Annotated in this window: 7 protein-coding genes and 1 tRNA gene; 2 read left to right on the forward strand and 6 right to left on the reverse strand. The window is 63.3% G+C overall.

Going from position 1 to position 12873, the window contains the following annotated elements; translation table 11 throughout:
* Nucleotides 1-6: 6 nt before the first annotated feature.
* Genes CFB49_RS12090 through CFB49_RS12100 form a run of 3 tightly spaced genes read right to left on the reverse strand, consistent with a single transcriptional unit; the run spans nt 7 to nt 6547 of the window.
* Nucleotides 7-1488, reverse strand: coding sequence for a virulence factor (locus CFB49_RS12090; RefSeq protein ID WP_179234891.1), 1482 nt, complete (start codon nt 1486-1488; stop codon nt 7-9).
* Nucleotides 1485-3746 (reverse strand): T6SS effector phospholipase Tle3 domain-containing protein, encoded by a 2262-nt coding sequence (locus CFB49_RS12095; RefSeq protein ID WP_089491393.1) that lies wholly within the window; start codon nt 3744-3746, stop codon nt 1485-1487. The genes CFB49_RS12090 and CFB49_RS12095 overlap by 4 nt, the downstream gene beginning before the upstream one ends.
* Nucleotides 3747-3769: 23 nt before the next feature.
* Nucleotides 3770-6547 carry a type VI secretion system Vgr family protein gene (locus CFB49_RS12100; RefSeq protein ID WP_089491394.1) on the reverse strand — a complete coding sequence of 926 codons (2778 nt, stop codon included), beginning with the start codon at nt 6545-6547 and terminating at the stop codon, nt 3770-3772.
* 350 nt (nt 6548-6897) lie between these two features.
* Between CFB49_RS12100 and CFB49_RS12105 the strand changes: the two genes are divergently transcribed.
* Nucleotides 6898-6988: transfer RNA gene (locus CFB49_RS12105), tRNA-Ser, on the forward strand.
* A 225-nt stretch (nt 6989-7213) separates the two neighbouring features.
* Here the strand turns inward: CFB49_RS12105 and CFB49_RS12110 are convergent.
* The 3 genes from CFB49_RS12110 to acs form a co-directional block, all read right to left on the reverse strand.
* The gene (locus tag CFB49_RS12110) at nt 7214-9229 is read right to left on the reverse strand and encodes a sodium:solute symporter family protein (protein ID WP_089491395.1); all 2016 of its coding nucleotides are present in this window, start codon (nt 9227-9229) and stop codon (nt 7214-7216) included.
* 3 nt (nt 9230-9232) lie between these two features.
* Nucleotides 9233-9577, reverse strand: coding sequence for a DUF4212 domain-containing protein (locus tag CFB49_RS12115; RefSeq protein ID WP_069617740.1), 345 nt, complete (start codon nt 9575-9577; stop codon nt 9233-9235).
* A gap of 84 nt (nt 9578-9661) precedes the next feature.
* Nucleotides 9662-11644 (reverse strand): acetate--CoA ligase, encoded by a 1983-nt coding sequence (gene acs / locus CFB49_RS12120; RefSeq protein WP_089491396.1) that lies wholly within the window; start codon nt 11642-11644, stop codon nt 9662-9664.
* 314 nt (nt 11645-11958) lie between these two features.
* Here acs and CFB49_RS12130 point away from each other — a divergent pair, with 314 nt between their 5' ends.
* On the forward strand, nt 11959-12867 hold the full coding sequence (locus CFB49_RS12130) for a DMT family transporter (RefSeq protein WP_089491397.1): 909 nt from the start codon (nt 11959-11961) through the stop codon (nt 12865-12867).
* Nucleotides 12868-12873: the final 6 nt, after the last annotated feature.

Raw genomic sequence — 12873 nt, forward strand, 5'->3', positions numbered from 1 at the left:
CGCTCCTTATTCCGAATAGCCTTGCGATGTCGGACGCGCGTCGTGACGGCGCCCCCACCACGGCAAGTACGCGTTGTTCTCGCCGCGTGCGCGGAACCAGTCCTTGCCGGCGTCGATCGGCGTCAGCTTCGAAGGCGCGACGACGACGACTGCTGTCGGATGCTCCGCGTCGGTCGTTCCGGCTACGAGCACATTTCCACCAAGGTGATTCGCTCGTCCGATCGCCAGCGCCACATCGGTCAGCGCCGCGCCGGCGCCCATGTCTCCGAGTAGTGCCGATGTATTGAAGGTCTGCGTACGGAAATCGTATTCCGGCAGTACTTCCGTCAGCGTCTGCGACAGTGAGGCAATTCGCGTCGATGCAGCATCGCTACCCTTGCCCGCGTCGTGCACGATGTAATTCACCGACGACACCGGCACGCCTGCATTACTCGCCGCCGTATCGATCGTCGACTTCCACGCCTGTACCGCGCGGCTGGCGCCCTGCTTTGCCTCGAAATCCTTGACGTTGCTTCGTGCAGCCTTGCCGATCCAGGCCAGCGGCTCACGCTCGGTCTTCAAGTCGGGGCCGGCGAGGAACAGCACCACCATGTTCTCGTTGATCTGTTCGTCGTTCGGCGGGAAGCTCGGTGCGTCCCAGTTCATCACCCACGCGCTTTTGTCAGGGTGGGCGGCCAGATAGTCCAGTGCCGCGTTCAGCGATGTGAAGCCGGCATTCCCCTGCCCCGATGTAACATGCACATCCGGCGGTGTGTCGTGGCTCCATAAGTTTTTGGCGGACGGATTTCCTATTTCGAAGAAGTTAACAATCTGATCTCGCAAATGTGACGACGCCAGCCCAGGATCGAGTCGGCCAGAGGGAATTGCCAGCTCGATATGCATGCCAGCCAATTCTCGCCACTTCTTCTGGCTATCCGCGCTAACCGTGTAAAAATAATCCTCATTCGTGAAATATCGAGTCCGGAAAAGTACCAGCAGCTCATTGATATATTTCTTATAGAATCCGGAAAATGATTCACGCCCCCGGCGGCCATCGGCCACGATAGAAATCGGTTGCAATGTTGAATATTTTTTTGGATTGACCCGAACCATGTCATCGTTGACATTCGGCTTTACTAGGCCGAGTGTCCATAATATCTGCCACTCGGTGCTGTAATCCTTGCGCTGCAGCGGGTTCATCCAGCCAAGCCCGACGACCTGAGCAACGAATGGTCTGGACGCCCCGGCTCCGGTAATTGGAGCCGCCTTCTCGTTCAATGAAGCCGCAACTGCTCGCGGCCCTGCAATCACCGTTGCAAATGCAAATACCATGATTGCCACAAGTCCTGGAACCAGGACTAACCGCTTCATCAGAGTTCCCATGCTCAACAACGCTCCTGTCCCGTCATCAGACGAAACCAATATCAAAACCGATACACCCAGCGCAAGAAGCAATGCACCGCCGGCGACTCCGGCTCGACGCGGCCATGTAGCGATGGCCGATCTCATAAATTGCCTCCAAGCTTCAGGAAAAATCCACCATCTCTTTCGTCGTGTATCTTGGAAGGCATTTTTGCATGATCATCCTTAACGACCCAATCTTGCAAAAATAATTTTTCACACTTTCCAGTTATAATATATTCCGCCATCTTACCATTTTGACCCTCATCACCCAAACTATTGGCAAATCGCCAATCGGCCTGAATCCTGATTTCTTCAAAATCCATCTCGGTCAGATAGCAAAGCCCAATTGCGACATCATAAGCCAACGCCTTTTCAGCATGGTCCTTGTTGGTCATGATGGTCGAATGGTTGGTGGGGTTATTCTTGTCGCCGCCGTTCAGAATCTGAAAAATCTCATTGTTCCGCCATTCGGTATAGTCAGCACTCGCTGCCCCCGGATTGTCTTCCCCGACCACATTTCCTTCCTTGTCGACCCAGCGACGATTTCCGGATCTCCGCGCTTCCATGCGAAGAATCGAATGATCCTCATACCGCTGCGCAGCCTCGGACGCCGCATCCCCCTGCGCTTTTAGCGCATCACCCTCAGTCTTGAATTTTTCCGACTTCGCGTCGAAGTTGTCATACGGATCGTCATCCCGCTTGTTCTCCTTGTTGGCGTCACGCCCAGCCGACGGCGGATCGTAACCCTCGTTGAAGCACCCTTCCTCAATCGGTTTCCCTTGCGCATCGCGAGCGCCCGATGGTTTGCCATAGCGGAACGCCTGCGGGAGGAAGCGCGTTTCCTTGTCGAGCATCGGTGCGGTAATCGGGATTTCCCAGTCTTTTGGCGGATCGGCATTGACCGCCATGTTCGTCAAATTGAACAGGTAGAGGGCCGGGCTCGTTGCAATCGTGAAAAACTTCGCGATCCACCCTTCATTGGAATGCGTGCCTCGCCCAAGACCATACCGCGCAGGCGGTGATGGCGGATACCAGAAACCTTCCTTCTGGTTCTTGTCCTTGCGCCAGTCATCCTGCCAATACCGATAGAGCTTGTTCTCTCCACCGACCTCGAAATTCGATGCAAACACGCGTTGCGAAAAAACACCCCACGCGTTCGTCGCACTGATGTCGTCGACACTCATCCCGCGCCAGCCGATTCCCTGAACGGTCAGGGCAGAAATGACCTGATCGTGCGGGCAACAGTACAGCGTCACTCTCCCGTAGGTGTTTTTCTGATACAGCCCATGCGCCTCCCGGTCCTTGGCTGCGCTATACGGCTTGCCCCCGTTCTTGGACGGCCTTGCGTTTTCCATTGCGCGATCGAGATCCTCCGCGGGCATCTCGAGATCGGCCCGGGCACGCAGGATATCGAAGTACGCCCTCAGCGTTTCCTTGCGCGCGACATAGGTCTCGCGCCCCACGTGCCCGTTCTTGTCGCGCACCCCGCGCTGGGCCCATGAGTCGGTCATGTTGGCCTCGACGAGACTGTATGGGGGATTGGCGAGAACATAGGTATCGGCGACGCAGCGCCCTTTCTTGCCCCATTGATCCGTCACCTCGGGCAAGCGGTCTCCAAGGAATGCAGCGGCAAGGCCGATCATGTTTCCCTGGCTGTGGCATACGATCGTGATCGGCGCGTCGGCCTGTCGCTTGCGGATCGACTCGACCAGGCGTGCAAGCCGCAGTGCTCCGAGCACACCGTAAGTGCGCGGTGGCGTGGAGTAGATCTTTCGATTGCCGATGCCATTCATGTGCTGGACGGTCAGCCACAGAAAAAGCCGATCGTTCAATCCGTCGTTCCACAGATCCGGCAGACTCGAACACCCGCCCGCGAACGGGCCGCCGCCCCAGTAATTCTTTTCGTTGAGCATGATCTTGTCGCCATACTCCTTCAGCTCCGCCGCGTTCGCGGCATAGCCCCACCGAAAGTGGATGACGGGCGAAAAGGACGGATCGGGTTTGATGTACGTCTTCGACGACATGTCCGGATTCAGGAAACCGTCTGGCGTCAGGCTTTCGATATAGCTGACCGGCGTCATCTGCCCGGCCACCGGCCCCCAATGGAACAGCTGATCGTCATAACGCCCCATGCGCCGGTTCAATCCGGCACACAGCCCCTTCTCGGCCTCCTTGAACCATTCCCCTTCCGAATTCACCCCGTGCACGAAAATGACGACGCCCGGCAGCGGCATCTGCATCACGCACTCGAGGTCGTTGCGGTTGAACAGCGTCGTCCCCAGTCCACCGCCCACCGAAGTCTGCGACGGGTCGTCCGTCGACGGTTGCCCGCCCGGGTTCTGCGCAAAGTTGTAGTTGAACATGTTGTTTTTCTTGAAGACTCAGCTCAGGTTCTCGACTTGAAAAAGCGAACCGCCAATTGTTCGAACTGATCGCTGCTGACCGGTGCCAACTTGCCCTGCGCGTCGGTCTTCCCCTTGATCAATTCGCCCGACGCCTTTCGCACCTCGGCTTCCATGCCCTCGACCGGCTGCCCGTCAGTGGCCCGGACCAGCTTCGGCACCCGCCCCAGCGAGCCCTGGTCGAACTTCGGAAAATCGGCGCTCATGCTCGCCGGTCCGGCCCACGTATGCGACGCGGACTTGACGGTGAAACTCCCCGGACATCCGAGCTCGATATCGCCGCCATGCAGCTTCAGATACGCGCCGCCCGACGTCACGAACACGACCTGCTCGCTGGCCATGCCCGCGAGCTTGCCGCCGCCCGCCGTCATCTGGATGTTCTTCGCCGAATCGATTTGCGTGTCGTCGTTCTGGCTCTGCAGCGCCACTTTCCCCTGGTTGGCGATCGCCGACACGCCTTCACTGTGCGCGAACATCGCCACGCCATGCCCGGCCTGCAGGTTGATCCGCTGCCCGCTCGTGTACTGCAGGTGGTTCTGCGCGACGACATCGATATTGCCGCCCGCATGGGTCGTCACGGTCTTCGGCGTCGCCATGCTGATGCCGGCCGGCGCGGTGATGCCGATCGCGGCCATCGATGCGCCTGGCGATTCACCGCCGCCGGACGCCTCGCCATTCGGCCAGCCTTTCACCGTGGTCATGAGTGCATCGTGCGGCTGCGTATCCGGCGCCACGCCCTGATGCTGGCCCGCATAGTCGCCGAGGCTCTTGAACAGCTCGACGCATTCCTGCATCAGTTGCAGATACTCATCTCGCGCGAGGTGGCCGTCACTCGCGCGCAGCCGTTCCCAGGCCGAAATCAGCATCGCCTTGCCGCTGCGAATCGCCACGTGCGCATCGCTGCGCAATTCGGCGCCTTCGCCGCGCGCCGCCCCCTGCCCGTTGTCGCGCGGCTGCGTCAGATAGCCGAGGTTCAGCTGACTGTACGCATGCTCGCTCGCCAGTTGGCTGCTGATCTGTCCGGGCGTATCGTCGAAACGGATCTGGTTGTACCGCTGCCCCTTGATTTCCTTCGTCTTCGTGCCGGAAAGATAGCGGTTTCCCGGCAGCGCGCCGGTATGGCTGAAGGTCGCCGGCATGTTCGGCCCGTTGGCGAGCACGCCCATCACGACGAGCCGGTCCGGATCGCCGCCGATATGGCCGATCAGCACTTCCATGCCGACGCGCGGCAACGTATTCGCGCCGAAACTCGGCCCGGCGAGCGCGCAGGCGACGCGCACCGGCGCGCTGTCGGACGGCGTGCCACTCGTACCGGCGCCCTGCGCGTGCGCATGATCGTCCGCGCTCAGTCCCTGGATCCGCACGCGGATGCGGCCCATTTCATCGCAGAACACCTCCTCGCCCTCCGGGCCGACGACGACGGCCGTCATCGGATGCACGGGCGGCAAGTCGACGTGCGGATCGTAGGCCGGCGTCAGCGGCACGCCGCGCCGCACGCACGAGAACGTGTTCTCGTAGCGCCGATCGCTTTCGTCGCCCGGCTTGCCGTTCACGTCGGACGGCACCGCGTTGAACAGCACGCGGCTTGCCGCGAACAGCGATTGCGCGCGCTCGTTCAGTTCCTTCGGCAGGTTGTTCCGGACGCAATGATGAAGCGACGTGACGACAAACTGCCGCTGTTCGGCCGGCAACGTATCGAGTTGCGGATGCTCCGCGAGCGCAAACCAGTGACCGACGGCCAGATCACGCACATTGCTCACGCCGTCGACGGATTCGGCACGCAGTTCATGCGCCAGCATCCGGTCCTTGCCGATCCGGTCGAGATCGGACGACGAATCCCCGGCGTGCGGGATATCGATGACGACGTCGGCCAGCAAATGCCCGAGGTCGTTGCCGCCGTCGCCCTGATCGACGATCGTCGCCTGCTCGGTCTGGGACATCCTGCCACTCTTGTAGTCCCACGTCGGTCGGACGATCTTGCCCGGGATCAACCGGCGGCTCGTCGCCCACAGCGTGATCGAGTCCCGCTCCTCGGTAGCGGCGTCGCGGTGGTAGCGGATGGTGCCGGCGGCCGTCTCCGGCAACTTCATCGAGTCGTCGGCAAAGACGAGCGTATGAACCGGCGTGTCGTGCGCATTGGCGCTCGCCCGCTCGCCGGCCTTGCCCGCCTTGACGAATACGGTCGCCCCGTCCCTCCGCAACAGCCGCCGGATGAAGTGCGCGTCCGACTCATTGACCTGCCGCGTGAGTTCACGCGCCGGATAACGTTCGGTTTGCAGACCGGACAAGTCGAACTCGAATGCGCCCGCCAGTGCCGAGCTGCGCTGGCGCCATTCCTGAAGCAGCACACCCAGGATGTCGGGCAGGCTCTTGGACCGGAACAACCGCGAATTGGTCCGCCGCTCCATCACGGACAGCACGTCGCGAATCGTCAGTTGGTAGCAGGTCAGTGAGCCGTCCGATTGTCCGGTGCGAACGTCGGTGACGATGCCGTTGATGGTATGGAGACGCCCGCGATCGGTCGTCATCTCGATGGAGACCGGCAGCCCGATGAAGCTGCGGATCGGAAGATCGGCCCGTGCCGACACGCAGGTCAGATGCCCCTCGATGCCCGTCATCAACCCTTCGCGGATATCGGCATACTGAAGCGCAAGCACCTGCTCGAGCGTCTTCTGGGCAGGCCCCCAATTCATGCGAACCGGCCGATTGTTCTGATCGACCACCCCGGACGCAAATGCGCGTAGCAATTCGGCTGTATTCACAGCGTGACTCTCAGGATTTTGTTTGACTTCGTTATTCGGCGAGCAATCACGCCCGCTGGTCCGTCCTGGGAGTGCCGCCCGTCTGGTTTTCGGCGAGCATAGCAAATTTGTCGGATTGGTGACGGCTTTTTGACAGGATTTAGAATCCTTTCTGCGAAGCGTCCGAACGGACTCAACAGTTCACATTCTTTCGAACCGGGACGGTCCATGTCCGATGTAGCCGACAGGTCGTACGGGTCGTCACGATCTGACGTCGGGCGACGCGCGCTCGGTATGGATCGACGGATTTCTGACGGGCGCCGAAGGGAGTGGCGGGCTACCGCCAGAGTTTGCTATACTCTCGGTCTTCCGGAGAGATGGATGAGTGGTTTAAGTCGCACGCCTGGAAAGCGTGTATAGGTTAATCGCCTATCGGGGGTTCGAATCCCCCTCTCTCCGCCAGAATTCGATGCCCGCGCCAGCGGGCATTTTCGTTTCCGGAGAAGCCAGCCGATCGTTCGGCTGGCGCGGGGATTCGAAGGGATTTGCTTGCAAGCGAATCCGCCGCCCGCGGTGTGTGGGCGAATCCGCCTCTCCCCGCCAGAAATACGTGAAGCCCTGGATTTCCCTGGAAATCAGGGCTTTTCAACTTGGCACGCCGGCACGCGATGCATCGCCCCTTCCCCCTCACGGATGCCGAATGTAATCCACCAACGCCCGCGTATACTCATCCGGCCGCTTGTCACACAGACTCACCACGATCGCCACCGCGAACCCCGCCGGCACGCCGAACACGCCTGAGCTGATCGGCTCGATCCCGAACCATGTACGCCCGGCGAACCCGGTCAGTTGCGTGAAGAACGGATAAGTCGACACGATGTAATACACGCATACCGCCAACCCCGTCACCATCCCGGCAATCGCGCCACGCGTCGTCGTGCGTTTCCAGAACACCCCCAGCACGAGCACCGGAAAGAAGCTCGACGCCGCCAGCGAAAACGCGGCGCCGACGAGAAACAGGATCTTCCCGGTATTGAGCGACGCGACATACGACGCGAACAGCGCCACCCCCAACAGCAGCACCTTCGAGATCGTCACGCGCCGCTGGCTCGACGCATCGGGCGCGACCATGCAGTAATAGACGTCGTGCGACAGCGCATTCGCGATCGTCAGCAACAACCCGTCCGCGGTCGACAGCGCCGCGGCCAGCGCACCGGCCGCGATCAGCCCGGACACCACGTACGGCAGCCCCGCGATCTCCGGCGCGGCCAGCACGACCATGTCCGGCTGCATCTGGATTTCCGACCAGTGCACGATACCGTCGCGAATCACCTCCACGACGCTGATCAGGTCGGGTTCGAAGTGATGCCACTGCGTGATCCACGCCGGCAATTCGGCGAACGGTCGCCCGACGAGATTCGCGAGGATCTCGTACTTGATCAGCACCGCAAGCACCGGCACGCTCAGGTAGAACAACGCGATGAAGAACAGCGTCCAGCCGACCGAGCGCCGCGCAGACGCAACCGACGTGGTCGTGTTGTAGCGCGTCAGGATGTGCGGCAGGCTCGCGGTGCCGAGCGACAGGCACAGCAGCAGCGCGAGGAAGTTGCGCTCGCGCGGCTTGCGTTCGTCTTCGCTCGCGGCCGGAAACGGCTCGTGCATCGGCACGGGCGGCTCGGCACGCGCGAGCAGGTCGTCACGCGCTTGCGTCCACGCCACGCGCGCCGCCGCCGGATCGCGCGGAAAATCGGCCAGCTCGCGCTCGCGTCGGCTGATCTCGCGCAGCGGCCCGTTGTGGCGCCGCAGGTCCGCAAGCTGGTCGACGAGATGCCGGCGCGCATCCGCATAGGACGCCGGCAACCGGTCGAGCCGCGTCTGGATGTCCGCGGCCTGCCGGCGGTACGCATCACGCACCAGCTGCTCGTCGCGCGCATCGCGCACCTGCGCCTCGCGCGCCGCGACGCGCTCCATCAGCTTGCCGTAATTGAACTGCGGCACGGGGCCGAGCCCGTTCTTCATCGCAATCAGCGACACCGGGATCAGGATCGCGCTGATCAGGATGATGTACTGCGCGACTTGCGTCCACGTGACCGCCCGCATCCCGCCGAGAAACGAGCACACGAGAATGCCCGCCAGTCCGCAGAAGATGCCGATCGCGAAATCGACGCCGATGAAGCGCGTCGCGATCAGGCCGATCCCCTGGATCTGCGCGACCAGGTACACGAACGAACACAGGATCGCCGCGCCGGCCGCGAGTGCGCGCACGGCCGTGCTCGAAAAGCGCGTGCCGAGAAAATCGGGAATCGTGTAGCGCGCGAGCTTGCGCACATACGGCGCGAGCAGGAACGCGACGAGGCAGAACCCGCCCGTCCAGCCCATCACGTACGCGAGCGCGTCGTAACCGGTCGCGTAGAGCGAACCGGCCAGGCCGATGAACGACGCGGCCGACAGCCAGTCGGCCGCCGTCGCCATCCCGTTGAACGCGGACGGCACGCGCCGCCCGGCCACGTAGTACTCGACGAGATCGGACGTGCGCGACAACAATCCGATCACCGCATACACGGCGATCGGCACGAACAGGAACACGTAGCCGATCCACACGCCCGAGCCGGTCGCGCGCTCGATCCGCCACATCAGCAGCACGAAGCCGAGAAACCCGAGCGTGTAGAGCGCGTATGCGCGTATCAATCGACGCGTCAGCATGAATCAGCGCCCGCCGTTCGCATGGCCGGCGCGCGCCGCATGCTCGTCGTACGCGCGGCGCAGCGTGCGGTCCGCGCGTTGCATCAAGCCGATGTAGACGACGATCAGCACGAGGTACACGAGAATCGCACCCTGCGCGCCGACATAGAACGGCAGGCTGAAGCCGGCGAAGCGCACGCCGGCGAGCGCGGGCCCGAAGAACGGCACGATGAACGACACCGAGAAGCCGATCACCATCAGCACCGCGATCAGTGCGACGTTGAAGCGCCAGTAGCGCGCATGCGCACGCGCGAGCGGTGCGGGAACGGGGGGTGGCGCGGCAGGCGCCGAGCGGGTCGGAACGGTCATGCCGTTATGTAGCAAAAAGCCCCTGCGCGGGCAATCGGGATTGCCGCGCAGGGGCTTGCACGCTTGACGCGAACCGGCAGGCGTTCAGCGTACTTCGGTGAGCTGCTCGAGGATGGCCGGATTCTCGAGCGTGGACGTATCCTGCGTGATCGCCTCGCCCTTCGCGAGCGAGCGCAGCAGGCGCCGCATGATCTTGCCCGAGCGCGTCTTCGGCAGGTTGTCGCCGAAGCGGATGTCCTTCGGCTTCGCGATCGGCCCGATCTGCTTGCCGACCCAGTCGCGCAGCGTCTTCGCGAGCGCCGCCGCTTCGTCGCCTTCCGGGCGCGAACGCTTGAGCACGACGAACGCCACGACCGCCTCGCCCGTCGTGTCGTCCGGACGGCCGACCACCGCCGCCTCGGCCACGAGCTCGTGCGACACCAGCGCCGACTCGATCTCCATCGTGCCCAGCCGGTGGCCCGACACGTTCAGCACGTCGTCGATCCGGCCCATGATCGTGAAGTAGCCGGTCTCCTTGTCGCGTACCGTGCCGTCGCCGGCCAGATACAGCGTGCCGCCGAGTTCTTCCGGGTAATAACTCTTCTTGAAGCGCTCCGGGTCGCCCCAGATCGTGCGGATCATCGCGGGCCACGGACGCTTGACCACGAGAATCCCGCCTTGCCCGTTCGGCACGTCCTGGCCCGTCTCGTCGACCACCGCGGCCGTGATGCCCGGCAGCGGCAGCGTGCACGAGCCCGGCACGGTCGGCGTCGCGCCCGGCAGCGGCGTGATCATGTGGCCGCCGGTTTCGGTCTGCCACCACGTGTCGACGATCGGGCAGCGCTCGTGGCCGACGTGTTTGTGGTACCACATCCACGCTTCCGGATTGATCGGCTCGCCGACCGTGCCGATGATGCGCAGGCTCGACAGGTCATAGCGCTTCGGGTGGACCGTCTCGTCGGCTTCGGCCGCCTTGATCAGCGAACGGATCGCGGTCGGCGCGGTGTAGAACACGGTGACCTTGTGGTCGGCGATCATCTTCCAGAAGCGGCCGGCGTCCGGATAAGTCGGCACGCCCTCGAACACGACCTGCGTGCCGCCGCACGCGAGCGGCCCGTACGTGATGTACGTGTGGCCCGTGACCCAGCCGATGTCGGCCGTGCACCAGAACACGTCGTCGGGTTTCCAGTCGAAGGTCCACTTCATCGTCTGCGCGGCCCACAGCAGGTAGCCGCCGGTGCTGTGCTGCACGCCCTTGGGCTTGCCGGTCGAGCCCGACGTATACAGGATGAACAGCGGATGCTCGGCGCCGACCCAGGTCGGCTCGCACGTGTCGGACTCGCCGTCGGTCAGCTCGTGCATCCACAGGTCGCGCTCCGCATGCCAGTCGATCTTGCCGCCGGTGCGGCGATAGACGATCACGCTCTTGAGCGCGTCGCAGCCGCCCATCGCGATCGCCTCGTCGGCGATGCTCTTGAGCGGCAGCGTCTTGCCGCCGCGCGCCTGCTCGTCGGCGGTGATCAGCGCGACCGCGCCGACGTCGACGAGCCGCTCGTTCAGCGATTTCGCGGAGAAACCGCCGAACACGACCGAGTGCGTCGCGCCGATACGCGCGCAGGCCTGCATCGCGACGATGCCTTCGATCGACATCGGAATATAGATGACGACGCGGTCGCCCTTGCCGATGCCGCGTTTCTTCAGCGCATTGGCGAAGCGCGACACGCGTGCGAGGAGATCCGCATAGGTGACGCGGGTGACGGTGCCGTCGTCGGCCTCGAAGATCACCGCGACGCGCTCGCCGTTGCCGGCTTCGACGTGGCGGTCGAGGCAGTTGTACGACGCGTTCAGCTCGCCGTCGTCGAACCACTTGTAGAACGGCGCGTTGCTCTCGTCGAGCACCTTGGTGAACGGCTTGTGCCACGTGAGGCCCTCGCGCGCGAGACGCGCCCAGAAGCCTTCGTAATCCTGCTCGGCCTCGGCGACGAGCGCGCGATAGGCCGGCATGCCGGAAATGGTCGCCGTCTTCTCGAGCGCCGCGGGCGGCGCGAACTGACGGGTTTCGTGAAGAACCGATTCAATCGCAGACATCGACAACCCCTTGGTGAACATGAATCCTCTGCATGGCGGCGCGATCGTGTGCGCCGCGCGTCGTCTTGGCCGGCGCTTGCGCGCCGCTGTCTCCCACCACCCGCACGCGGCCGCGAAGCCTGCGCACGATGCTGCACCGCACCACCTCACACGAACGTGACCCGCGGCCCGGCAGTTTCCACGATAAGCGCTCCAACTTACCCGTCACTTACGCGGCATGGCCGTTTCGTGCGCCGCGCCGCATCGAGCGCGGCTTTACGCTGTTACGACCGCGACCCTACAATCCTAACTGAACTCGCCTTCCGGATTCCAGCTTGAATCGCTACGCCTTCTTCCTCATCCTGTCGATGCTGTTCGTCGGCAGCAACGTCGGTATCGGCAAATCCATCGTTGCATTCGTCCCGGTCGCCATCCTCGCCACGTTGCGCTTCGTGATCGCGATCGCCGTGCTGTGGCCGCTGTTCAGCCCCGTGAAGATGCGCGCGGTCAAGCGCGGCGAATGGCTGAACCTGTTCCTGCAGGCGTTCTTCGGCACCTTCATGTTCACGCTGCTGATGCTCAACGGCGTGCAGCGCACGAGCGCGGTGGCCGCGGGGGTCATCACGAGCACGATCCCGGCGATCGTCGCGCTGTTCGCGTGGCTGATCCTGCGTGAAAAACCGAACGGCCGTGCGCTCGTGTCGATCGCGCTCGCGATCGTCGGCGTCGTGACGATCAACCTCGCGAATGGCGGCGCGGCCGGCCACGGCGCGCAGGGCGACGCGTCCGGTTCGCTGACCGGCAACCTGCTGATCCTCGGCGCGGTGTGCTGCGAATCGATCTACGTGATCCTGTCGCGCCGGCTCACGCAAACGCTCGCACCGATCGACATCTGCGCGTATACGCACCTGTTCGGGCTGTTCCTGATGCTGCCGCTCGGCGCGACGGCGCTGTGGCACTTCGATTACGCGAGCGTGCCCACCGGCACCTGGGCGCTCGTCGTCTGGTACGGGCTGTCGGCCAGCATCTTCTCGTTCTGGCTGTGGATGAAGGGCATCCGGCACGTGCCGGGCACCCTCGCCGGCGTGTTCAGCGCGGTGCTGCCGATCGCCGCGGCCGCGTACGGCATCGCGTTCCTCGGCGAGCGCCCGACGCTCGCTCACGGCATCGCGCTCGCGTGCGTCGTCGCCGGCATCGTGCTTGCGAGCCTGCGCGAGAAACGCATGCCGGCCGCCGCTTCCTGATCCGTC

This window comes from Burkholderia sp. AU17457 (genome assembly GCF_002223255.1).
GTDB classification, from domain to species: Bacteria; Pseudomonadota; Gammaproteobacteria; order Burkholderiales; family Burkholderiaceae; genus Burkholderia; species Burkholderia sola.